The 24,416-nt window shown below is 69.3% G+C and carries 13 protein-coding genes; 8 read left to right on the top strand and 5 right to left on the bottom strand.

Annotated elements, in window-relative coordinates; translation table 11 throughout:
• Nucleotides 1-210: 210 nt before the first annotated feature.
• Nucleotides 211-2,253 (bottom strand): bifunctional aldolase/short-chain dehydrogenase, encoded by a 2,043-nt coding sequence (locus OG452_RS03530; RefSeq protein ID WP_327294129.1) that lies wholly within the window; start codon nucleotides 2,251-2,253, stop codon nucleotides 211-213.
• Nucleotides 2,254-2,311: 58 nt separating this feature from the next.
• Entirely contained in the window at nucleotides 2,312-3,478 is a 1,167-nt protein-coding gene (gene rhaI / locus OG452_RS03525; protein ID WP_327294128.1) for an L-rhamnose isomerase, read from the bottom strand.
• A 404-nt stretch (nucleotides 3,479-3,882) separates the two neighbouring features.
• Between rhaI and OG452_RS03520 the strand changes: the two genes are divergently transcribed.
• The 6 genes from OG452_RS03520 (at nucleotide 3,883) to OG452_RS03495 (ending at nucleotide 10,182) form a co-directional block, all read left to right on the top strand.
• On the top strand, nucleotides 3,883-5,412 hold the full coding sequence (locus tag OG452_RS03520; RefSeq protein WP_327294127.1) for a sugar ABC transporter ATP-binding protein: 1,530 nt from the start codon (nucleotides 3,883-3,885) through the stop codon (nucleotides 5,410-5,412).
• Entirely contained in the window at nucleotides 5,409-6,464 is a 1,056-nt protein-coding gene (locus tag OG452_RS03515) for an ABC transporter permease (RefSeq protein ID WP_327294126.1), read from the top strand. Before OG452_RS03520 ends, OG452_RS03515 begins: the two co-directional genes overlap by 4 nt.
• Complete coding sequence (locus OG452_RS03510; RefSeq protein WP_327294125.1) at nucleotides 6,457-7,491, top strand: ABC transporter permease; 1,035 nt, start codon at nucleotides 6,457-6,459, stop codon at nucleotides 7,489-7,491. The genes OG452_RS03515 and OG452_RS03510 overlap by 8 nt, the downstream gene beginning before the upstream one ends.
• A 94-nt stretch (nucleotides 7,492-7,585) precedes the next feature.
• Nucleotides 7,586-8,665 (top strand): rhamnose ABC transporter substrate-binding protein, encoded by a 1,080-nt coding sequence (gene rhaS / locus OG452_RS03505; RefSeq protein WP_327299493.1) that lies wholly within the window; start codon nucleotides 7,586-7,588, stop codon nucleotides 8,663-8,665.
• Nucleotides 8,666-8,683: 18 nt separating this feature from the next.
• Nucleotides 8,684-9,004, top strand: a complete 321-nt coding sequence (locus OG452_RS03500) for an L-rhamnose mutarotase (RefSeq protein ID WP_327294124.1) — start codon at nucleotides 8,684-8,686, stop codon at nucleotides 9,002-9,004.
• A 152-nt stretch (nucleotides 9,005-9,156) separates the two neighbouring features.
• Complete coding sequence (locus tag OG452_RS03495; protein ID WP_327294123.1) at nucleotides 9,157-10,182, top strand: LacI family DNA-binding transcriptional regulator; 1,026 nt, start codon at nucleotides 9,157-9,159, stop codon at nucleotides 10,180-10,182.
• Nucleotides 10,183-10,269: 87 nt separating this feature from the next.
• Here the strand turns inward: OG452_RS03495 and OG452_RS03490 are convergent, their stop codons facing one another.
• The gene (locus tag OG452_RS03490) at nucleotides 10,270-13,290 is read right to left on the bottom strand and encodes a glycosyl hydrolase (protein WP_327294122.1); all 3,021 of its coding nucleotides are present in this window, start codon (nucleotides 13,288-13,290) and stop codon (nucleotides 10,270-10,272) included.
• A gap of 595 nt (nucleotides 13,291-13,885) precedes the next feature.
• Between OG452_RS03490 and OG452_RS03485 the strand changes: the two genes are divergently transcribed.
• On the top strand, nucleotides 13,886-16,237 hold the full coding sequence (locus OG452_RS03485; protein ID WP_327294121.1) for an MGH1-like glycoside hydrolase domain-containing protein: 2,352 nt from the start codon (nucleotides 13,886-13,888) through the stop codon (nucleotides 16,235-16,237).
• Nucleotides 16,238-16,271: 34 nt separating this feature from the next.
• Nucleotides 16,272-18,341 (top strand): galactosylceramidase, encoded by a 2,070-nt coding sequence (locus tag OG452_RS03480; RefSeq protein ID WP_327294120.1) that lies wholly within the window; start codon nucleotides 16,272-16,274, stop codon nucleotides 18,339-18,341.
• A gap of 98 nt (nucleotides 18,342-18,439) precedes the next feature.
• On the opposite strand, the gene OG452_RS03475 is transcribed toward OG452_RS03480, so the two are convergent.
• Nucleotides 18,440-21,703 carry a family 78 glycoside hydrolase catalytic domain gene (locus OG452_RS03475; protein WP_327294119.1) on the bottom strand — a complete coding sequence of 1,088 codons (3,264 nt, stop codon included), beginning with the start codon at nucleotides 21,701-21,703 and terminating at the stop codon, nucleotides 18,440-18,442.
• Between the two features lie 49 nt (nucleotides 21,704-21,752).
• Entirely contained in the window at nucleotides 21,753-24,323 is a 2,571-nt protein-coding gene (locus OG452_RS03470) for a beta-L-arabinofuranosidase domain-containing protein (protein ID WP_327294118.1), read from the bottom strand.
• Between the last annotated feature and the right edge of the window lie 93 nt (nucleotides 24,324-24,416).

Here is a 24,416-nt window from a genome sequence, read left to right as displayed (position 1 = left end):
CCTCGGGTCAGCAGAGGGATGAATGGCCGGGCCGGAGCGGCACGCCACCGCGAGGTGGCCTGGCATTGCTCTCGTACGGGCCACGCTCGCCGCGGTCCTGCGCAGTCGCACCCCTGGGGCCGACGCCCGTGGCAGCCGGCCCCAGGGGCGTTGCGAGGGCGTCGCCCCGCCCGGAGGGACGATAACGAGCAGACGTCCCGCCGGGGGGCGTCAGCGGAGGAAGGCAGCCGCGACACCGGCGTCGACCGGGACGTGCAGGCCCGTGGTGTGGGTCAGATCTCCGCCGGTCAGCGCGAATACTGCGTTGGCGACGTGCTCCGGCAGCACCTCCCGCTTGAGCAGGGTCCGCTGGGCGTAGAACTCGCCGAGCTTCTCCTCGTCGACGCCGTACGTGGCGGCGCGCTGGGCGCCCCAGCCGCCTGCGAAGATTCCCGAGCCGCGTACCACTCCGTCCGGGTTGACCCCGTTGACCCGGATTCCGTGTGTACCCAACTCGGCTGCCAGCAGCCGCACTTGATGGGCCTGGTCCGCCTTGGTGGCGGAGTAGGCGATGTTGTTCGGGCCGGCGAAGACGGCGTTCTTCGAGGTGATGTAGACGATGTCGCCGCCCAGCCCCTGCGCGGTCATCACCCGCGCCGCCTCGCGCGAGACGAGGAAGGAACCGCGGGCCATGATGTCGTGCTGGAGATCCCAGTCCTCGGCGGAGGTCTCCAGCAGCGGCTTGGAGATGGAGATGCCGGCGTTGTTGACGACGAGGTCGACGCCGCCGAAGGCGAGCACGGCGGCCCTGAATGCCTCCGCGATCTGTTCCTCGGACGTCACGTCGACCGTGACAGCGACGGCCTTGTCGGACCCGCCGAGCTCCTCGGCCACGGCGGCGGCGTTCTCGGTGTTCAGGTCGGCGACGACGACGCACGCACCCTCAGCGGCCAGGCGCCGGGCGATGGCCTTTCCGATTCCGCTGCCCGCGCCGGTCACCAGGGCCACCCGCGTCGCCAGCGGCTTCGGCTTGGGCATCCGCTGGAGCTTGGCCTCCTCCAGCGCCCAGTACTCGATGCGGAACTTCTCCGACTCCTCGATCGGCGCGTACGCCGACACCGCCTCCGCGCCACGCATGACGTTGATGGCGTTGATGTAGAACTCGCCGGCCACCCGGGCGGTCTGCTTGTCCTTGCCGAAGGAGAACATGCCCACGCCGGGCACGAGCACGATCGCCGGGTCGGCGCCGCGCATGGCGGGTGTGCCGGCCCCGGCATGCCGCTGGTAGTAAGCGGCGTACTCCTCGCGGTAGGCGGTGTGCAGTTCCTTCAGCCTGGCCACAGCCTCCTCCACCGGGGCCGCCGGCGGCAGGTCGAGGACAAGCGGCCGGACCTTGGTGCGCAGGAAGTGGTCGGGGCAGGAGGTGCCGAGTGCGGCGAGCCGCGGGTGCTCGGTGCGGGCCAGGAAGTCCAGGACTGTGTCCGAGCTGGTGAAGTGCCCCACCTGCGGCCGGTCCTGGGAGGCGATCGCCCGGACGTACGGTGCGAGAGCCGCGGCCCGCTCCTGCCGCTCGGCCTCGGGCAGCGCACCGTACCCCTCGATCACCGGACCGAACGGCTCGGGCCTGCCGCACTCGGTGAGGAAGGCCTGGGCCGTGCGGATGATGTGCAGCGAGTTGCGCTCGCACTCCTGGCCGGTGTCGCCCCAGGCGGTGATCCCGTGGCCTCCCAGGACGCACCCGATGGCCTGCGGGTTGGCCTCCTTGATCGCGGCGATGTCGAGACCGAGCTGGAATCCGGGCCGCCGCCACGGAACCCACACCACGCTGCTGCCGAAACAGTCCTCGGTCAGCTTCTCCCCGTCGGCGGCGCAGGCGAGCGCGATCCCCGAGTCGGGGTGCAGGTGGTCCACGTGCGGGGCGTCGACCAGTGCGTGCATCGCCGTGTCGATGGAGGGCGCGGCACCGCCCTTGCCGTGCAGACAGTAGTCGAAAGCGGCGACCATCTCGTCCTCGCGCTCGACGCCGGGATACACGTCGACGAGTGCCCGCAGCCGGTCCAGCCGCAGCACGGCGAGCCCGGCCTCGGTGAGCGTCCCGAGGTCACCGCCGGACCCCTTCACCCACATCAGCTCGGCAGGTCCGCCGGTCACGGGGTCGGTTCCGGAGCCCTTCGCAGACGTATTGCCGCCGGCGTAGTTGGTGTTACGGGCATCGGATCCGAGGCGGTTGGAGCGCTCCAGGAGCGTGGAGACTTCGGGATGGGCGGTGGCCATGTCGGTGTTCCTTCGGCTGAGGGGCGGTTGTGCTGATCGGAAGGTGAGCGTCGGGGAGTCAGGCTCCCCAGCCGGCCTGTTCGCCGCCCACACGCTCGGCCGCGATCCGCTCCTGCCAGCCGGAGGCCCGGTAGGCGGCGACGGGGTCCGGACGCAGGCCCTGCTCCTCGCGCAGATCACGGAGCAGGGGACGCACGTCGGTGTTGTACGCGTCCATCAGGACGGCGTTCGAAGTGAGCACATCACCGGTGCGCTGGGCCGCGGCGAGCGCATCGCGGTCGACCAGCAGTGCCTTGGCGGTGGCTTCCTGGACGTTCATCACCGAGCGGATGACCGCCGGGATCTTCGCCTCGATGTTGTGGCACTGGTCGAGCATGAACGCCACGTTCGTCTCCTTCTCGAAGCCGCCGTTCTTGGCTACCTCGTGCAGGATCCGGAAAAGCTGGAAGGGGTCCGCGGAGCCCACCATCAGGTCGTCGTCCGCGTAGAAGCGCGAGTTGAAGTCGAAGCCGCCGAGCTTCCCCTCCCGCAGCAGGAGGGCGACGATGAACTCGATGTTCGTGCCCGGGGCATGATGACCGGTGTCCACGACGACCTGCGCCTTGTCGCCCAGCTTCAGACACTGGACGTACGAGGTGCCCCAGTCCGGGACGTCAGTGGTGTAGAAGGCCGGCTCGAAGAACTTGTACTCCAGCAGCATCCGCTGGTCGTCGCCCAGCCGCTGGTACACCGTGGCGAGGGACTCCGCCAGGCGGTCCTGACGGGCCACGATGTCGTCCTGACCGGGATAGTTGGTGCCGTCGGCGAACCAGAGTTTCAGATCTTTCGACCCGGTCGCGTCCATGATGTCGACGCACTCCAGCAGGTGCTCGACGGCCTTGCGCCGCACCCTGGGGTCCGGATGACAGACGCTGCCGAGCTTGTAGTCGTCATCCTGGAAGGTGTTGGAGTTGACGGCTCCCAGTTCCAGGCCGCGCTCCTTGGCGTGCGTGGCCAGAGCCGCGTAGTCCTCGACCTTGTCCCAGGGAATGTGCAACGAGACCTTGGGCGCGACGCCGGTGAACTCGTGCACGCGCGCGGCGTCGTCCAACTTCTCGAACGGTGTGCGGGGCACGCCGTCCTGAGCGAATACCTTGAATCGGGTGCCGGAGTTGCCGTAGCCCCAGGACGGCGTCTCGATCCGCTGCTCGGTGAGTGCGGCCTTCACCGCGTCGATGTCAGGCATGTCAACCTCAAGTCGCGTGTGCAGCCCGCGGAGGAGGGCTGACTGGGAAAAGCTCCGTAAAGGATGAATCGATTCACTCCCGCTCTGAAGGTAGCCACGGGCTGTAGCGACGTCAAGGGTCGGCGGGACGCTTCGGGCGCGTTATGTAATCGTGCTCCATTCGCGCCACGGGGCTTCGCGCTCAACGTCCTAGCACTTCAAGGCAGTTGTCATGGGTGACGGAACTTCCTGGACCGGTGTCGCCGACCGGATTCCGCTTCAACCTCTTGACCTGTAACGGCGGATGGGGCTAGCTTCCGGGCAGCTCGTTGAATCAATTCACATATGGCGGCCGGAGTACACCGGCCACGCCCCCGGACTTCTCCTGTCGGGCACCCCTTCGGCACACCTATGGAGCCATGCAAATGACGCACCCTGAACCGGAGACACCTCCGGTGCTCGCGCTGGAGGGGGTGAGCAAGTCCTTCGGCGCGGTGCGGGCTCTCCGTGGAGTCAGCCTGCGGCTGTACGCCGGCGAAGCACATGCCCTGGCTGGCGAGAACGGCGCGGGCAAGTCGACGCTGATCAAGACACTCGCCGGCGTGCACCGGCCCGACACGGGCACCGTCCTTCTCGACGACGAGCCGGTCGAGTTCCACGGCCCCGCCGATGCCCGCGACGCCGGTGTCGCTGTGATCTATCAGGAGCCGACGCTCTTCCCCGACCTGTCCGTCGCCGAGAACATCTTCGTGGGACGGCAGCCGTCCCGTTCGCTCGGCCGGGTCGACCACCGGGCGGTCAAGAAGGCCGCCGCGGATCTGTTCGCCCGTCTCGGAGTGGACCTCGACCCCGACCAGCCGGCTCGCGGCCTGTCCATCGCCGATCAGCAACTGGTCGAGATCGCCAAGGCACTGTCCTTCGACGCCCGTGTCCTGATCATGGACGAGCCGACCGCAGCACTCACCGGCAGTGAGGTCGCCCGTCTCTTCGGCGTGGTCAAGACGCTGCGCGAACAAGGCGCGGCCGTGCTGTTCATCTCCCACCGCCTGGAGGAGATCTTCGAGCTGTGCCAGCGGGTCACCACCCTGCGCGACGGCGCCTTGATCAGCAGCGAGCCGCTGGAGGGGCTCACCGAGGACGACTTGGTGCGCCGGATGGTCGGCCGGGACCTCGACGAGCTGTACCCCAAGCAAGCCACCGAGGTCGGGGAGGTGGCACTCACCGTGCGACGGCTGACCCGGGAGGGCGTCTTCACCGACGTCTCCTTCGAGGTACGACGCGGCGAGATCGTCGGCCTGGCCGGCCTGGTCGGTGCGGGACGCAGTGAAGTGGCACGGGCGGTCTTCGGCGTCGACCGGTTCGACGGCGGCGAGGTGGAGGTGCTCGGCAGGAAGTTGAAGCCCGGGGCGCCCAGTCTCGCGATGGGCGCGGGCCTCGCTCTCGTCCCGGAGGACCGCAGGGCCCAGGGGCTGGTGATGGACATGTCCATCGAGCGGAACATCGGGCTCACCGGCTTCGCCGACACCACGCGCGGCGGCCTGATGAGCCGCACGGCCGAGCGCAGCCGAGCCGTCGACTGGGCTGTGAAGCTCCAGGTCAAGTACGCGCGCCTGGCCGATGTCGTGGGCACACTCTCCGGCGGCAATCAGCAGAAGGTGGTCCTTGCCAAGTGGCTCGCGACCGCCCCACAGGTGCTGATCGTCGACGAACCGACACGCGGCATCGACGTCGGCACCAAGGCCGAGGTGCACCGGCTGCTGTCCTCGCTCGCGGCCGGGGGCGTGGCCGTACTGATGATCTCGTCCGACCTGCCGGAAATCCTCGGCATGGCCGACCGTGTGCTCGTCATGTACGAGGGCCGACTGGCCGCCGAGATCCCCCGGGCCGAGGCCACCGAGGAAACCGTGATGGCGGCGGCCACCGGCCGTGTGATCCGAGGAAGGAACGCGGCATGACCGTGACCGCCTCGCCGACGCGCGAAGAGACCGCGCCCAGCCCCGCAGCGGGACGGCGACTGATCGACAAGGTGTTCAAGGCCCGCGAACTGGCCGTCGCCGCCGTACTCGTGGTGATGCTCCTCGTCACCCAGCTGTCGAACTCCGAGTTCCTGTCCGCGCAGGGCATCAAGGACCTGCTGCTCAATGCCACGATGCTGGTACTGGTCGCGACCGGCCAGGCCGTCGTGGTGATCACCCGCAACGTCGACCTGTCCGTCGGCTCCGTGCTCGGCATCAGCGCCTTCGCCGCCGGCAACTACCTTCAGGGCGGAGGCAGTCCGCTCACGGCGGTGCTCGTCGCGGTCGCTCTCGGCGCCCTCTTCGGCCTGCTCAACGGTGCCCTGGTCAGCTTCGGGAAGGTCCCCGCGCTCGTCGTGACACTCGGCACGCTCTACATCGTCCGGGGCATCGACTCGATCTGGGTCGGCTCCCGGCAGATCACCGCCGACGCCCTGCCCGACGGCTTCGTCGGCTTCGGCCACAACGGCATCCAGGTGGTGCCCTATCTGGCCCTGCTCGCTGTCGCCGTCCTGCTTGTCGTCGGTTACTACCTGCGCAGCTACCGCAGCGGACGCGACATGTACGCCCTCGGCTCCAGTCCCGAGGCCGCCTCCCTGGCGGGCATCCCTGTCCGTCGGCGGATCATGACGGCCTACATCCTGTGCGGTGCGCTGGCGGGACTGGCCGGGGCCCTGTACCTGGCCCGCTTCGGCAACGTCGATTCCGCTACGGGCAACGGCTACGAACTCACGGTCGTCAGCGCGGTCGTGGTCGGTGGCGTCGCCTTTACCGGCGGCTCGGGCAGCGTCTACGGCGCCGCACTCGGCGCTCTGCTGCTGACCTCCATCAACAGCGTCCTGCCCGCGCTCGGGGTCAGTTCCGTCTGGGTCACCGCGATCAACGGAATTCTGCTGCTTCTCGCCATCGCCGTCGACCGGATCCTGGCACTGCGGGTGGCCTCAGTGCTTCGCAAGCAGGCCGCACAGATGAGGAGCGCCCGCCATGCCTGACGTCAACACGAAGACCTCCCCCTGGGCGCGGCTCGGCGGCGCGGTGCGCTGGGACACCGTGGTCGGCGCACTGTTGCTCACCCTGCTGATCTGCTCGTTCTCGTTCGTGGGCAACTTCGGCAACGCGCTGAACGTCTCCTTCCTGATCGGCAACACCCTGCCCATCGCACTGATCGCCCTGCCGATGACCATGCTGGTGATCTCAGGCGAGGTGGACCTGTCCGTCGGCTCCACCGCCGGGCTGTCCGGGGCGGTCATGGGCGCCCTGTGGGACCAGGGCATGGCGATCGAGACGATCATTCCGGTGTGTCTGCTGCTCGGGATGGTGTGCGGACTTGTCAACGGTCTGCTCGTCACCCGACTCGGTCTGCCTTCCCTCGCCGTCACCATCGGCACCATGGCGGCCTACCGGGGCATAGCCCAGATCGTGCTGGGTTCCGATTCCGTCACCGACTTCCCCATGCGGTACCTGGACTTCGGGGCGGGCCGGATCGGTAACACCTTCATCCCCTATGCGGCCGTTCCCTTCGCCGTGCTGCTCGTCATCGCCGTCGTGGTACTGCACGCCACCCCCGTCGGCCGCTCCCTGTTCGCCATCGGGGCGAGCGAAGAGGCCGCGCGGTTCGCCGGCCTCCGGGTCAAGCGGCTGAAACTGTCGATGTTCGTCACCACGGGTCTGCTCTCCGCGCTCACCGGGGTCTTCTGGGCGCTGCACTACGCCAGCGCCCGCTACGACAACGCCACCGGGCTCGAACTCTCCGTCATCGCAGCGGTACTGCTCGGCGGTATCGATTTCGACGGCGGCAAGGGAACCCTGGGCGGCGCGATCGCCGGTGTCTTTCTGCTCGGCGCGCTGCAGAACGTGATGAGTCTGCTGAACGTCTCCGCCCAGTCGCAGATCGTCGTCACGGGCGTCCTGCTCGTCGTCTCGGTCCTCGCCCCGCGCGTCAGCCGTGAGATCGTCCGGGCCAGAGCTCGCAAGAGGGCAGTGGTCGCGTCCCTGGCAGCACCGACTGCCGTCTCCTGAGCCACGCACCGTCCCGCACACCCACCGTCCTGAACCACGCACCGTCCCGCACACACCCGTCCCGCACACCCCCTGAAAAGGAACCACCGTGTCTCTGCTCACCACCAGAACCCGTCGGCTGACCATCGCCGTCTCAGTGACGGCCGCCCTCGCCCTCGGTGCCACCGCCTGCGGGGGCACCACCAAGAGCGACGCCCAGAAGGAAGGCGGTGCTGCCACGGCAGGCAAGGCGGACCCGAACGCCGCGATGAAGAGGGGCCTGACCGTCGGCTATCTGCCCAAGCAGGTCAACAACCCCTACTTCACCTCCGCCGACAACGGCGGCAAGAAGGTCCTGGAGGAGTTGGGCGAGAAGTACAAGGAGGTCGGCCCGTCCAGCGGTACGGACACCTCCGGCCAGGTCTCCTACGTCAACACCCTCACCCAGCAGCAGGTGAACGCGATGGCTGTGTCCGCGCAGGATCCGGGCGCCCTGTGCACCGCGTTGAAGCAGGCCATGCAGAACGGCATCAAGGTCGTCACCTACGACTCCGACACCAAGCCCGAGTGCCGCAACGCCTTCGTATCGCAGGCGTCCGCCGAGGACCTCGGACGCACCCAGGTGCAACTGCTCGCCAAGCAGATCGGCTACAAGGGCGAGATCGCGATCCTGTCCGCCGCGCAGACTGCCACCAACCAGAACACCTGGATCGGCTACATGAAGGAGGAGCTGAAGGACCCGAAGTACAAGGACGTCAAGCTGGTCAAGGTCGCCTACGGCAACGACGACGCCCAGCAGTCCTTCCAGCAGACCCAGGGCCTCCTCCAGGAGTACCCGAACCTGAAGGGGATCATCTCCCCGACCACTGTCGGCATCAAGGCCGCCGCCCAGTACCTGTCCGGCTCCAAGTACAAGGGCAAGGTCAAGCTGTCCGGCCTGGGCACCCCCAACGACATGCGCAAGTACGTCAAGAACGGCACCGTCGACGCCTTCGAGCTGTGGGACCCGGCCAAGCTGGGCGAGCTCGCCGCACGCACCGCCGTCGCCCTGTCCTCCGGGCAGATCAGCGGGAAGGAGGGCGAGACCTTCAAGGCCGGCGCGATGGGGTCGTACACCATAGGCAAGGACGGGGTGATCAACCTCGGCAAGCCGACGGTCTTCAACGCCAGGAACATCGACCAGTTCAACTTCTAGTCCGGGGAGCGGTACCGCATGCAGCGCGTCTGTTTTCTCCTCCAGGTCCGCGAGGACCGGATCGCCGAGTACCGCGAACGCCACGCCGCCGTGTGGCCCGAGATGCGTGCCGCGCTCTCGGCCACCGGCTGGCACAACTACTCGCTCTTCCTGCGCGACGACGGGCTGCTCGTCGGCTATCTGGAGACCGGTGACTTCGAGGCCGCCAAGGCGGCCATGGAGGCCACCGACGTCAACTCCCGCTGGCAGGCCGAGATGGCGCCGTTCTGCGAAGCACTGGACGGCGGCCGGCCCGACCAGGGGATGAAACCCCTGACCGAGGTGTTTCACCTTGCGTGACCCCGGGGCGCTCCACGTGACGAGAGGTGCCGTGGCGGTCCCCACGTGGCAGCCGCCTTCGTCTCCCCGGAGGTTCAGGGGAAGTTGAGAGCGGTGTGGCCGCTAACATGCAGGGTTTCCGTTCTCCCGTATCGATCAGGAGGTTTCGTCTGATGGCCCAGTCGGTGGGGATCAAGGACGTCGCCCGCGCCGCCAGAGTCTCGGTCGGCACAGTCTCGAACGTGATCAACCGTCCGGACACGGTCGCCGCCGACACCCGGGCGCGGGTACTGTCCACGATCGACCGGCTCGGTTACGTCCGCAGCGAGTCCGCCCGCCAGCTGCGTGCGGGCCGCAGCCGGATCATGGGACTGCTCGTCCTCGACATGGGCAACCCCTTCTTCGTCGATGTGGCCCGCGGCGCCGAACGGGCCGCGCGTGAGGCCGGACTCGGCGTGATGGTCTGCAACAGCGCCCAGAACCCGAACGAGGAATCCGAGTACCTCTCGCTCTTCGCCGAGCAGCGGGTGCGGGGCGTCCTCCTCACTCCCGCCGACGCCACCGGGCGCAACATCGAGACGTTCCGCCGCCATGACATCCCCTTTGTGCTGGTCGACCGGGTCGCGGACGGACCAGCGGGATGCTCGGTTTCGGTCGACGACGTCGCGGGCGGCGCCCTGGCGGTCCGCCACCTGGTGGACGCCGGGCACCGCTCCATCGCGTACGTCACCGGCCCGCCCGGCCTGAACCAGGTCCTCGACCGCCGCGCGGGCGCCCTGAAGGCCCTGGCCGAGGCCGGTCTCGGCCCCGGCGCTCTGCGCGAACTGCCCACCGAGCGCCTCGACGTGGCGGCCGGCCGGGACGCCGGTGCCCGCCTGCTCGGCCTCACCGACCGCCCGACCGCCGTCTTCTGCGCCAACGACCTCCTCGCCCTCGGCCTCCTGCAGTCCATGTACGCGGCCGGGGTCAGCGTCCCCGAGGACCTGGCCATCGTCGGCTACGACGACATCGAGTTCGCCGCTGCCGCTGTCGTCCCGCTCACCTCCGTCCGCCAGCCCGCCGCCACCATGGGCGCCCTCGCCGCCGGACTCCTCCTGGAGGAAACCGAGGATCGGTCCGGCGCGGCAGCGCACGAGCACCGACAGGTGGTACTGCAGCCCGAGTTGGTGGTCCGGCACTCCAGCCTGCGGACCCGCTGACCCAGGCCTTCCGGTTGGATCGGGCCGGATCAGGGAGCGGGGTCATCAGTGAGCGGGCGCCGACGCGCGCTTCTCACGGGCAGAGCCTCAACCGACGCGGGCCTGACCGTACGGCACCAGTCGGACCGGGCCGGTCAGCCCGTACTGCTGACGAGCGAGCCCGCCGTAGACATCGGGATCGCTCACCCGCAGCCGGTTGGCGAGGGTGGTTGCCACCTCCACCTCGATCGTGTTGTCACCCCGCTTCAGCCATGGGCCGACGTCCACCACCGGGTTGATCTGGTCCACGGGGTCGAGCCGGCTGCCGTTGACGGTCACCCGGCAGGTGCCGTTCAGTGTGCCCAGTTCCAGGCAGGCGCCGTATCCGCCGGTCCATGGCCGTTCCAGGGTGACGGTGGTGCGGTAATGGCCCACTCCGGAGACGTCCTCCAGGCCGTCCAGCTGTGACCAGGGCGCAAGGGCGTCCAGCTTCAGGTCGTGGCCTGTCACGGTGGTCGTGGTCGGGGCACCGCCCGGGCGCCAGTCCTCCACGTGCAGTTGCCAGGCCGACAGCACCCTGGGGGCGGGCACCTCGCCGATCGTGGTGCGGACGGTCCGGCCCTGGGACAGCACGGTGTCGACGGTGCCTGCGGCCGAGTGGCGGACCGTCAGTTCACCGTCCACGAAGTCCACGGATTCGGCCTGGCTGCTGACGGCGTGCGGCTGCTTGCCGGCGCGGTCGCCGAACAGGCCCGGCCGGCCGATGGCCACGACGGCGGTCTCGGCGGGCTGGAGGGTCACGCGCAGCCGGATGGAGTCGCCGTCTTCCGCATACCGGCCGATACGCCGGGCCTCTCCCGTCCACAGGTCGAGCAGATAGGGGACGCCATCGGGCCCGGTCCGGCGGAGAGTCACCTCGTGGTCAATGGGGGCGACCGGTGGCTTCACGCTCTCGGCGTGCTTGCCGTTGCACAGGTAGTAGTAGTCGACGCCGTCGGCGACGCGATGGGCGTTGAGCAGGGTGGAGGCAGTCGCGTACCGGACGGCCGGCTGGACACCCAGGTCGGCCAGCGCCGCCCCTACATCGGCTTTGTCCGACACCCTGCGCACCCGGGGCTGGGCGAGCAGCTTACTGACGACCGTCCTCAGTCGCTCGTTCTCGCCGTCAGCGGGTACGCCGGGCACCGTCGCGGTCTCCCAGGCGCCCAGCATGACGATGGGAAGTCCGTCCATGGTGAACTCCAGCAGCCGTTCGGCGTCCTTTACCCGGAGGGTGCAGGTGGAACCCGCGAAGAAGTCTCCCTCGATGAACAGCGCCCTGTAGTCGGGGCCGTGGGGAGCGAGCCGGCCGCCCGAGACCTGTGCGTTGGGCACTTCCAGTAGCGGGCCGCTGATGAACTGGTGGGTCCAGCCGAGCGGAACGCCGCTGGCGGTGAACCATGAGGCGCCGATCCCGGTCGCGGTGTACCCGGTCTGGCGAAACACCGCGACGTCGGCTCGGGCGGTGCCGGACTGCATAACCTGGTGGATGCGGCTGAGATACCCCGACACGTCCGGGGTGTGCTGCCAGGTTGGTTGGCGGGGTCCCCAGGACTCCCCGTAGCCGACCTTGCCGTGGTACGGGGTGAACGCGGCGTAGCCCGGCCATTTGACGCCGGGCACCGTGGCGTACGAGAAGCCGTGCACCACGGTCTGGTTCACGCCGGCCGCGTAGGCCCCGCCCATCGTGGTCAGGAACTTCTGCCATGTGGTGTTGTAGGCGCCTCCCGTGTAGGCGCCGGACTCGCAGGACATGATGGTCCGGCCGGCCATGTCGCGTCCGCCCGCCAGGCACCGGTAGTCGTCGAGGTTCTTGAACCCCAGTGATTCGCCTTCGGGTATGTCCAGGATCGAAGCGGTGGCGATCGCGTCGGTCTGCAGTCCGTACGGCTGCATCCGCAGCTTCAGCCCGAGGGAGTGCGCCCACTTCTTCAGCACGCTGACGTGGTGGTCGTTGAACAGTCGGGAGACGGTGTCCCAGAAGTCGTGCCGTACCTGGCGGGTCAGTTCGGCGTCGAAGGCGAAGACCTGGTTGCTCTTGCTGAGGATCACCGCGGGCAGGTACGGCTCCAGCGCGTAACCGCAGTTCTTCTCGAAGGCGGCGGGCAGGCCGGGCGTCCACTGGAGTGAGTCGGACTCGATCTCCAGCGAATCCTCGAAGAGGGCGCCGCCGGCCTTCTTGAGCAGCCTCCGTACCGGGGCGGTCAGGATATGCGCTTCCCAGAAGTCGATGACCGCCTGGATGCCGGCCTCACTGAAGTGGTCGACGACGTACGCGGCGGGGGAGGTGTGGGGGCCCGACTCCGGAGTCTGACCCGAGCCGCGCAGCCAGTAGGCGATGAGGACCCATTCACCGTCCGGCGGCGCGGTCCAGCTGATGGTTCCTCCGGTGACCCGGTCGGTCAGATCGCGCACCGAGGAGAAGCTGAGTCCGGTCTCCTTGCGGGTGGAGTTGGCGGTGTCGATCTGCGCAGCTTGTACGAGCACCAACTGCTGCCGGGAGACGCCGGGCGCTGCGGCTATCACGGGCGCCGGAACCGGTCCCGTGTAGGTCGTTCCTCCCGCCATCTGCACCGAACCGTGGGCGAGTTCCTTGACGGCTGCCTCGCTGTCCGCAGTGATGGAGGGGACTGCCGTCGGCCAGCTCGGACCGACTGTGAGGTCAACGGTGATTCCACGCCTGGCGGCTTGGTCCAGAGCGGCCTCGACACGGGCCGTCCACACCGGGGTGCCCCAGCCGTTATCGGCCACCTGGAGCACCGTCTTGTCGTCCAGGCTGTGGGTGACGGCGGCGATCTCCACGCCGCCGAACCCGGCGTCGGCGATCTGGTCCACCTCGCGTCTGATCTCGCGCGGGTCCACCAGACCGTCCGGCCACCACCAGCGGAACTTCGGCTGGACCGGCCGTCCGGGATGCGCGAGCCAGCCGGCACGGCCGGTTCGAGCCGCCGTGGACCCGGGAGCGGCGGCCAGTGCGGTGCCGGCCGGGGCGCCCCAGGCCAGGGCGGTACCGGCCCCGGCGACAGCCGCGGTCCGCAGTAGCAGTCGGCGCGTGAACCCGTGATCGTCCTGGGCGTCGGTATCACTCATCGTGGTCTGTCTCCTTGCTGCATGTGCCGCGCCGACGAGTGGGGCACCCGCATGAGCGAAGCCGCTACGGAGGGGCCGCCGACGTATTCTGATGGGCAGTCTGAACGCTCCCTGAAACGTTTTAACCCTGCAGGACGCTAAGGCGACGCGGCTTGGGAGGCAAGGGTTCTGTGACCACTCATCGAAATTTCCGGGTTACTTGCAGGTAGAAAGCTCACGCTTCGGTGATCGGCTCAGTACTCCCCGTTGACTGTCTCGGTGGAGGGTGTTGAGAATGGGGCCGTCAGTGAAACATTTCACATCTGCCCTGTCGGGTCGCCGTCCTGCGTACCCCGCGCCCCGCGGGTGCTTCCTCATGCCCGGACGCCGACCTGTACTTGTTGAGGAAGTGAGAGGCGATATGACGCACGGTCACCTTCCCAGACGTAACTTTCTCCGGACAGTGGGCGCCACCGGTCTCGGCGCATCGGCGGCCGCTTTGACGGCCGGCTCCGGCACAGCCCATGCCGCAACGCCGTACGCGGCGCCCGGCGAGCGAACTGCACAAGGTCACCGGACGGCTCTGCCGTATCCCACTGTGCGGCGACCGTTCGCGATGCCGGGCATCAAGGACCAGGACTGGACCGGGGCACTCTTCGTCGGCGAGGGGGAGTCCAGATTCGCGCTCCGCGTCGGCCTCCTCACCGAGGCCGGCAAGGTCATTCGCGAGAAAATGACGAACAACCTCTGGCGGATCGGGCCGATGGCACCCGACGGTGCCTACAAGGAGGTCCGGGTCAGCACCGACGAACGTAAGGTCACGCCGGCCCATCTCCAGGCCCTGCGCGAGGTGATGGCGCACCCGGAGCAGTGGTCCGACGACGAGGTCTCCGACGCGACCGCGAAACTGCCCTCACTGCAGAAGCAGTACGACGACGCGCAGAGCCAGAAGCACACCATCCGGGCCCGCTATGCCCGCACCGGCGACGGCAGTTCGGTGATCGGGGCCGTCACCGCGCTCGACGACGACACGACCATATTCCTGGAGGTCGCGACGCCCTGGGGCGAGGCCGCGGCCTTCGCGCTGGACGGCCAGGATGTCACCGGCAGCGCGCCGGGACTGCTGGATACATCCCGGACCGGTCACTTCCGGCTGGCGCCCGCCGACCCCGCCGACAGCAGTGGCTGCTACGCGTCGGTCGCGGACATGACCGCCGCCATGACCGGGGCCACCGGTGCACCCGGTACCACGGCGGCCGCACTCCGGTACCGCCTGCGCAAGGGCCAGACCCTCACCTTCGCCGCCGCTGTCGGCGGGCGGCCGCCCCGGCTCGACCAGCCGGAGCCGCACGAGGCGGAGCACATACTGGCCACCGCCGAGGCATCGGTCCGCGAGGACAACCTGACGGGCTCCGGTCCGGCGGGGCGGGCGGCGGACGCGGTGCGGGACGCACTGTCCCTCAACACCAACTACGACAAGGACCACCGACGTGCCTTCGTGATGTGGGGGTGGGGCGGCGGAGGCGGCCTCTTCACCGGGTGGGACTCGGCCTTCGACGCCATCGACGCCGCACTCGTGAGCCGGCCACTGGCCACCCAGCACGAGACGGACATCTTCGACGCGGACGCACCACCCAACCAGGTCCCGCTGAAAGGGCCGCGCTACGACCAGCAGAACTCCGGCCCGATGCACGCGTACGCCGTCTGGCGCCTGTACACCAAGTTCGGCGACGTCACCGTACTGAAGAAGGCGTACCCCACCCTCGTCGCCTACTACGACCTGCTGCCGGAGTGGGACGCCGACGGCGACGGGCTGCTGGAGACCCCGTACTTCGGCGACCGGGTCGGCGGCCGCGGCAACCACCTGGGACTTGACGACAGTCCCGTCTACGCCGACTACCAGCGCATTCACAAGCAGGGCGGCAGCGGGGACCCTCGCGACAACACCGACCTCACCGACGTGGCGCTCAACTCGTACTACGCGCTGATGGCCGAGACCCTGGCCAAGATGGCCCGCGTGCTGGGCAGAACAGCGGAAGCGGGGCGGTTCGCCGCGCAGCACGCAGAGATCCACCGGCTGCTCAACGACCGGCTGTGGCATCCGCAGCGGCGCCTCTACCTGAGCCGCTACCTCGACGGAAGCTGGAACGAGGTCGTCACACCAACCGTCTTCTACCCGCTGTTCGCCGGCATCGCGACACCCGACCGGGCGAAGACCCTGGTACGGGAGCACCTGCTCGACCCCAAGAAGTTCTGGGGCGAGTACGTGGTCCCCAGCGTCGCACGCGACGACCCGTCCTACTGCAGCGGCGGCCCGGTGCACCCCGGCTCCGAACACTTCAAGTTCTTCGACCGATACGGCGAGGGCACCGCCCCCGAGCAGTGGAAGGGCGCGGTGTGGCCACCCATGAACGCCACCGTGTACGACGGCGTCAAACGGTATGGCTTCGACGACGTGGCCGGTGAGTTCGCGGCCCGGAGCACCGCCATGTACCTCGACGCCTGGGACAAGGACAACTGGTTCCCCGAGTCCTTCGACCCCGAGCCCGGCCAGTCGATCATGGACTCCGCCGTCGACACCGCCTGGCGGACCTACTCCTGGTCCAACGCCATGGCCGTGCAGAGCCTGCACGAGCTGATCTCCGACAACCCCTGGGAGGGCGACCCGTCGGGCATCATGTTCGGAACCCTCTCGCTGCCCGGCACCAACAGCATCGCCAACGTCCGCCTGCGTGAGCACACGTATTCCGTCTCTGCCGGACCGAACCGGACCACACTCGCCCGGGATGGCAAGGTCGTATTCCGGGCCACCGGTGCGCGAGTCGCGGTCCGCAACTTCCTGCTGAACACCTCCGGGGCCTCCTTCGACCTCAACGCGGGCGGCCCCGCCCGTATCGAGGTGACCCCGGAGCGCGGCCGGCCGCGCCGGACACAGGTACGAGCGGGCCGGACCCATGTGGAGCTGTGAAACCGGGACCCATCGGAAGGAGAGGAGAGACTTCGTGCTCAGCACCAGACCACCGTCCGCCGGCCAATGGCGGCGGCCCGCGCGCCGTTCCCTGTGGGCGGTAGGAATGCTCCTCATCGCCTGCGTGGCGGCGCTCGTCACGCCCATGGCCAGTGCCGACCCCGGCTCCGGCACACCCCCGGTCCAGTCGATCGGCGTCGACAGCCGTGACACCGGACGGGTCTTCGACGGCATCGGGGCGATCAGCGGGGGCGGCGGCACCTCCAGGCTGCTCGTCGACTACCCGAAGCGCCGGCGCGACCAGATCCTCGACTACCTCTTCAAACCCGGATACGGCGCCTCGCTGCAGATCCTGAAGGTGGAGATCGGCTCCGACACCAACTCCAGCAACGGCGCAGAACCCAGCCACATGCGCACACCGACCGACGTCAACTGCAACCGGGGATACGAGTGGTGGCTGATGGAGCAGGCGCAGCGGCGCAACCCGCAGATCCAGTTCTACGGACTCGAATGGGGAGCGCCCGGTTGGTTCAACGGCGGCTTCTGGTCGACTGACAACGTCGACTACCTGATGCAGTGGCTGGGTTGCGCGAAAAAGCACCACCTGGACATCAACTACCTCGGTGGCTGGAACGAGAAGGGCTGGGACGCCGCCTGGTACGGCAAGCTGAAGGCCGCGCTCGTGAAGAACGGCTACGACGGTGTCAAGGTGGTCGCCGCCGACAACGCGGGCTGGCAGGTGGCCACCGACATGAAGAACGATCAGGCCTTCGCGAAGGCCGTGGACGTGGTCGGCATCCACTACCCCTGCTCGGAGATCCACTGCTCGAGCTCGCCGGACGCCCTCGGCCTGGACAAACCGCTGTTCGCCAGTGAATCCGGCTGGAACAACTACCTCACCGGCGCGCCCCGGCTCGCCGCGGAGATGAACCACGAGTACGTCGACTCGCGCATCACGGGATTCATCAACTGGCCGGTGGCCTACGCCTGGTACCCCACCGTCCAGATGCAGGGCAGTGGCCTGTTGCGCGCCAATGAACCGTGGAGCGGCCACTACGAACTCGGCCCGACGCTGTGGACCATCGCCCAGACCGCGCAGTTCGCACGTCCGGGCTGGCGCTACACCGACTCGGCCAGCGGGTACCTCGACGGTGGTGGCACCTATGTGACACTGCAGTCTCCGGGCAAGCGGCCGGCCTACACGACAGTGTTCGAGACGACCGCTGCGACGGCCCCGCAGACGGTCGCCGTCACACCGGCCGGGCACCTTCCCCGTGGCGCGCTCCACCGGTGGTCGACCACACTGCGGTCCACCGACCCGGCGGACTGGTTCGTCCACGGCGCCGACGTGGACCCGGGCGCCCGGGGCAGTCACACCGTCACGCTGCAGCCCGGCACCGTCACCACGCTCACCACGATGCCCGGCGGGAAGGGGCCGGCTGTGAAGACGGCGCCCCCGTCGAAGACGATGGCGCTGCCCTACCGCGACACCTTCGACGGATACCGGGACGGCGTCACACCCCGCTACCTCTCCGACATGGAGGGCGCGTTCGAGACGGCGCCCTGCTCCGTCGCGCCTGAGGCCGCGCCCGGCAGCAGGGGAACCGGCAGGTGCCTGCAGCAGGCCATCACGGCCCAGCCGATCAAGTGGTCGAAGGTGCCCAGCCCGCTGACCCTGGCCGGGGACAGCCAGTGGACCGACTACACGGTGTCCGCCAAGGTGATGATCCGCCGGTCCGGCACTGCGTCGCTGCTCGGGCGGGTGGTGAACCAGCTCAACTCGGTCGGGCCCGGCCACGACAACGTGTGGGAGGGCTACTACCTGAAGTTGTCGGACGCCGGCACCTGGTCCCTGGAGGCCGTCATGCCGGACAAGACCACGCGGATCCTGGCCCACGGTGACCTGCCGTCCGCCGCAACGGACACCTGGCACCGGTTCGCCCTCGGCTTCTCGGGCGAGCGGATCACCGCGACCGTTGACGGCACCCGGGTCGCCGAGGTCACCGACACCACATACGACCATGGCCAGGTCGGCCTGGGACTCGGCTCGTACAGCGCCTCCCAGTTCGACGACATCGCGGTCGCGCCGGAGGTGAGCCGGTAGGGCGGGGCCCAACACCGGCCCGGGCCCGGCACCACAGCGCCGCCGACTCCCCCGCAGGGGTCGGCGGCGCCGTGTCGTTCACCGGCCCGGTGGCGGGGTCAGTTCCCTGCCGGGGCGTAGGTGGAGCTGAAGGACCAGTCGCCGGAGCCGACTTCGTACACCGCTGTGCCGCCCTCGGTGCGCAGCAGGCGGGCACCATCGTCGGCGCGGACGCTCCCTGAGGTGACCGGCACATGGACCTCTGCCCGGGTCCCCGCGGGCACGGTCACCCGCAGGCGGTAGGCCGAGCCATCGCGGTGCCAGGATGTGGAGACCTTGCCGTAGGGCGTGGCGTAGGAGCCGGACGCGGAGGCCAGGTCCCCCACGACGGCGGGTGCGACGAGCAACTTCTCGTAGCCGACCGAGCCGGGCGCCTGCTGGATCCCGGCGAGGCGGCTGGTGAACCACGAGTCGATCGCACCGAGCATGAAGTGATCCTGCGACTGGCCGGAGCCGCCGTCCCAGGACTCGCCCAGCGCGGTGTTGCCGTGCACCACCTGGTAGCCGTAGCTGGGACTGCTCGTCTGCGTGGCGATCTTGTACACGACATCGTCACGGCCCGCTGCGGACAGGACCCGGAACGCCGCGGGCAGCGAGATCTCACCGAGGTTCAGGTGGTAGCCCGCGTCCCTGATGCTGCCCACGAGGTGGTCGAGCAGCCGCTGCCGCTGGTCTTCGGGGTACGCGCCCATGTCGAGTGCGAGCGCCTCGGCGCCCTGGCCGCCACCGCCGAAGGTCCCCGTCGCCGCGTCGTAGTACTTGTCGGTGACCGCCTTGGCGCTCGCGTCGGCTTCGTCGCGGTAGGACGCAGCGCCGGCGCTGTCGCCGAGTACGCCGGCGATCCGGCTGAGCGCGTCCACCACCCGCCAGTAGCCGTAGGTACCCGCGACCGCACGCGGGAAGGTACGGTCCGGGGTGAACCAGTCGCCGAGCCCGTAGTCGAGGATGCCGTCGGAGACCTGGGTCTTCAGGAACGCCGCGTACCTCCTCATGGCCGGGTAGTAGGTGCGCAGCGTGTCGGTGTCGCCGTACGTGGTGTAGAGCTGCCAGGGCACGAGGACGAAGGCGCCGCCCCAGTTGGAGTCGTTGCGGTAGGCGCCCGGCAGGCTGGTGTACTCGGGCACGGTGCTCGGGACCAGGCCCTCGGGGGTCTGTGCGTCGGCCATGTCCCGCACGATCTTGCGGAGGTAGGCCTCCATGTCGTAGTTGGCGGCCAGGGCCGGGAAGACGAGTTGGTCCTGCTCCAGCCAGCCGAGCTTCTCCCGGCTCGGACAGTCGGTGAGCACGCTCATCATGTTGTTCCCGATGGCGTTGCGGATGATCGTGTGGATGCCGTTGACCAGGCCGTCGGAGCTCTTGAAGTCACCCGCGGAGGCGTTGTCGGTGTGCAGCGCCTTTCCGCGTACGGAGATGGTGGCGCCGGCCGGCAGGCCCTTGACCTCCAGGTAGCGGAAGCCGTGGTACGAGAACTGCGGGTGCCAGGTCTCGCTCTGCGCGCCGCGTGCGGTGTAGCTGTCCCACAGGGGGGCGCCCACGTTGCTGATGGACTGGAAGGCGTGGCCGTCCTTGAGGCTTTCCGCGGGGTAGACGCGTACGGTCGTCCCGGCCGGTGCGCGCAGTGTGATCTCAGGCCAGCCGGCGATGTTGCGGCCCAGGTCGAAGATGCGGCTGCCCGGGGCGGCGCCGGAGACCTCGGTGCCCTTGAGGGTCTCCGCTACGCGGACCGGTTCGGTCTCGCGGGCACTCAGCTGCGCCGGGTGGCCGGGGGTGCCGGGGCCGTCAACGGTGACCGCCTGCGACCAGTCCGAGCGGTTCTGCCGCGGTTCGTCCCAGTGCGGTATCTCGCGGCGGGCGTCGTAGTCCTCGCCGCCGTACCAGTTCGAGGACGTGGTCGGTCCCAGTGCCGTATGCCAGTCCGAGCCACTGGCGATGCGCTTGACGGTCCCGTCGGCGAGGGTCACCTCCAGCTGGGCGATCAGCTTGGGGTCGCTGAGGTTCCCGTAGAGCTTGCGGTAGCGGTCGGCGGTGCTGACCACGTTGGACATGCCGTTGCCGAGGGCGAAGCCGATGGTGTTGTCGCCGTGCCGCAGCAGATCGGTGACGTCGTACGTGGCGTACTGCACCCGGTCCGCGAACGTGGTGTTCGCGGGCTCCAGCACAGCATCGCCGGCCGGCCGGCCGTTGACGTCGGCCGTGTAGATGCCCAGGCCGGCCACGTGGAGGCGGGCGCTGCGCACCTTCTCGCCGAGCACGAAGTCCTTGGTGAACAGCGGGAGACCGGAGGGCAGGTACGGCTTCGGAGGCTGCTGGCCGGTGACCTTCGCGGCCGGTGTGAACGGCCCGGTGGCCGAGTCCCCGGTGGAGAGGGCGTAGTCGACCGGGAAGTCCGGCACGCGGCCGTCGTCGGTGAGGACGTCGGCGCGCGGATAGAGCACCACCTGGTCGAAGGTCCGGGCGGACTTGAGGTCGAGTGTGAGGGTCACCGGCGAGGACGACACGTCGGCGTCGGAGTGGGCCTGGCTGGAGTACCCGGCCGCGGTCTGCAGGGCGCTGTTCGTCAGCCCGTCGACGGCGAGACCGGGTTCCCAGGTCTTGCGCAGAGTGTTGGACTCCGAGGCGGTGACGGCCGCGCCCTGGGCAAGGTCCGTGTCCGGTGCGGCGGAGTCGCGCACCTCGACCTCCCCGAGCTGCAGCCGCCAGGACCGGTTCGGGAAGTCCTCGGCCAGCGGCAGGCCGAGCTTGGTGACGTCGAGCCGGACGTAGCGGGCGGTGGTCTTCGGCAGCCGGACGACGACCGGCTCCACCTTCCGGGTGCTCAGCTTCCAGTCGGGGCTGGTGATCCAGTGCGCGGACCAGTCCTGCGGGTTCGTCAGACCGGTCTCGAAGACGGCGCCGTCGCTCCAGCGGGGCGGGCGGTTCGTGGTGCTCGTCCACACCATCACGCGCCAGTAGACACGGGCACGCGATCCGGGCTTCTTGCCGGCGTAGGTCGTGCGCGGCGCGCCGGAGCCGACCCGGCCCGAGTCCCACAGATCGGGACGGCCGCTGGTGAGCAGAGCGCGGCTGGTGGCCGCCTGGACGCGGTACGCCTGCTGGACGACGTCAGTGCCGCTGCCGCTGAGCTGCCAGCTCAGGTCCGGGGCGGTCTCGTCGATGCCGAGTGCCTGGCTCAGGTGCTGGGTGCGCAGTGTGGTGGCGGTGACGCCGGCGGGCACCGCCTGGGCGGTCATGGCCGGGGGCAGGACGGTGACCAGTGCGGTCAGGGCGGAGGCGGTGACGAGGACCGGGCGGCGCCGGACACGTCGGGGGAGGGCTGCGGACACGGGGTCTCCTGGACAGTGCGGTGGACGGGTGTGGTGTGAAGGTGCGGGATCAGGCGTCCGCGCGGAACAGCGCGGCGACGTCCGTGGCGGACAGCATCCGGTTGTGGACCCGGAAGCCGTCGACGGCGCCCTGCAGGTACGGGTGCTTGGAGTTCTGCGAGCGGCCGAGGTAGTTCCGCGTGGTGGCGCCCAGAAGCAGCGGACTGCTCACCATCGCGTCGTTGCGCCCGGACTCCACGCCGTCGACGTACAGCACGCCGGTACCGCCGCCGACGGTCAGGGCGACATGCGTCCAACGGCTCTGCGGCAGGGCGTCGGAGGCGTCGATGAAGTCCTCGGCCTCCATACCCGCGATCTTCAGGGCGGCGCGGGCCTTCCCGGTACCGGTGCGCACGGCGAGGAAGAGGTAGGTGTCCTTGTGGTACCCGAGGTCGAACACCCGGGCGGAGTCGCTGAGCGAGTCGGCACGCACCCAGGCGCTGAGGGTCAGCGCCTCCAGTCCGGTGAGCAGACCGGGCGGCAGGACCACGTGGCCGCCGGCGCCGTCCAGGGCGACGCCGGCGCCGGTGCGGCCCGCCGTCCAGCCGGCGCCCGCGGCCAGTTGACCGTCGGGGAAGGAACGCAGGGAGTCCGCGGTGGTGCTTCCGCGGCCTTCATCGAAGGCGTAGTGGGCGATCTCGCGCTCGCGGCCCGTCCTGGGCGAGACGGCCCAGTACACGTTGTAGTGCTGGTGCTGGATCCGGTGGAAGGGCAGCAGCGACACGGCGGCGCCGTCGGCGGTGGCGGTGAAGGCCGTCGAACGCCCCGGCAGCCGCCGCACCGACGCGGGATCGACGTTCGGGATGGTCGGGGACAGGGTGCTGCCGTACGCGCCGGCCAGGACCACCGGGCCGTGGGACAGGGAGCGCACCTGCGGGTTGTCCGGCGCCGGACGCCAGACCGGCTCCATCGGCAGCGTCACCTCGACCACGTCTCCGGAGCGCCAGTTCCCGGTCAGCGTGGCGTACGTACCCGGTTCGGCGTGGGCGCCGGCCGGGTGACCGTTGACCCGTACCAGGGCGGGCGAGCGATGGTCGGCCAGCCAGCCGGGTATCCGTACCTTCAGGGTGAACCGGCCGCCTCCGGATGTGACCGTGAGCCTGGTGGTGTCCGCGTCGGGATAGCGGGTCTCCTGGCGCAGCGTCACCCCTCGCTCGGCCCATGTCACCTGGGACGGGATGAACAGGTTGACCCACAGGGCGTCCGCCGAGCGGAAGTAGATGCTGTCGGCGAACTTGGTGTGGGTCTCCATGCCCGTGCCGTGGTCGCAGGAGAAGTTGTCGTAGTCGCTGCTGTAACTTCCGGGCGCGGCCCCGAGCCCGCCCTTGACCTGGCGCTGCGAGCCCGCCCACAGCCCCGTGTAGTACGTCACGAAGCCGTGCTCGGATTCGGGGTCCTGCTCGCCGAGCATCTGGTTGTAGAGGGTCCACTCGTAGTGGTCCATGTACGCGGCCTTGCCCGGGTCCTGCAGGAAGAGCTGCCGGCCCAGCTTGAGCATGTTGTAGGAGTTGCAGTTCTCGCAGCTCACCTCGGAGAGCCGGCTGACGATCTCGCCTGGCGGGCCGAAGAACTCCTGATTGGAGTTGCCGCCGATGGCGTACGAGTGGTGATGTACGACGGTGTCCCAGAAGTAGGTGGCGATGTCGCGGTAGCGCTGCTCACCGGTGGCCTCGTACTCGCGCGCGGCGCCGACGATCTTGGCGATCTCGGTGTTGGCGTGACGGCCGTCCAGTTCGTCGCGGCCCGCGGCCAGCGGCCCGTACAGGTCCTCGTGGTCGAACCGGCGGGCGGTGCGCAGATGTGCCGGGTCACCGGTAACCAGGTACAGGTTCGACAGGACGTCGTTCATACCGCCGAACTCCACCCGGAGGACCAGCGTCTGCATCTGGTCGGCCGTCAGACGCGAGGTGCGGGCCTCAGCCCAGGCGGCCATCGAACGCACCACGTCCAGGGCCTGTTCGTTGCCGCTCAGCAGATACTGGTCGAGCAGCCCGGCCATGATCTTGTGGATCGTGTAGTACGGGGCCCAGGGCCGGCCGCCGGCCTCCAGCTGGTCGAAGACCTGCTCGGGGAAGGCGGAGAGGTAGCCGGGCGTGTAACCGGCGCCGGGTGCGGCGGCCTGGCAGGCCGCGAGGGCGTCGACGATGATGCGCCCCCTGTCGGCGTAGGCGTCGTCCCGGGTGTTGGCGTGGGCCTGGGCGAGTCCGGAGAGCAGATGGCCGGTGCTGTGACCGCGCAGTTGGACCGCCGGGTCCTCCCAGCCGCCGCAGGGTTCGGCGGACGACGGCAGGCCGGCGTTGAGACGGAAGGTGTGCAGCAGCCGGTCCGGATCGACGAACAGCAGGTAGGCGCAGGTGCGCCGCATGTTCTCGCGGAAGGGGCTGTCCAGGAGAGCGACCGATGACAGGGGGAACGGGGTGAGCCGCGGCGGTACCGTACCGGCGGGAGCCGGGCGGCCCAGGTCGGCCGGGCGGGCCGCGGCCCGGGCGGGGGCCCCGAGGCTCACCGCGATGGCGGCGGCGCCCGCGGCTGCGATGAAGTGACGGCGGTTCGGGCGTGCGGGATGGTGCGATGCGTTCATGACGGCAGGGCTCCTGGTGGATGCGGGGAATCCGCCGAGCGAGAAGGAGGGGGACGGGGTGTCGCTCGGCGGCACGGAGCGCGAACGGGCCCG

This window comes from Streptomyces sp. NBC_01197, assembly GCF_036010505.1.
GTDB lineage: Bacteria > Actinomycetota > Actinomycetes > Streptomycetales > Streptomycetaceae > Streptomyces.
Note: the sequence above shows the minus strand (reverse complement) of the source record. Positions and strands in the feature narration are given on the sequence as shown.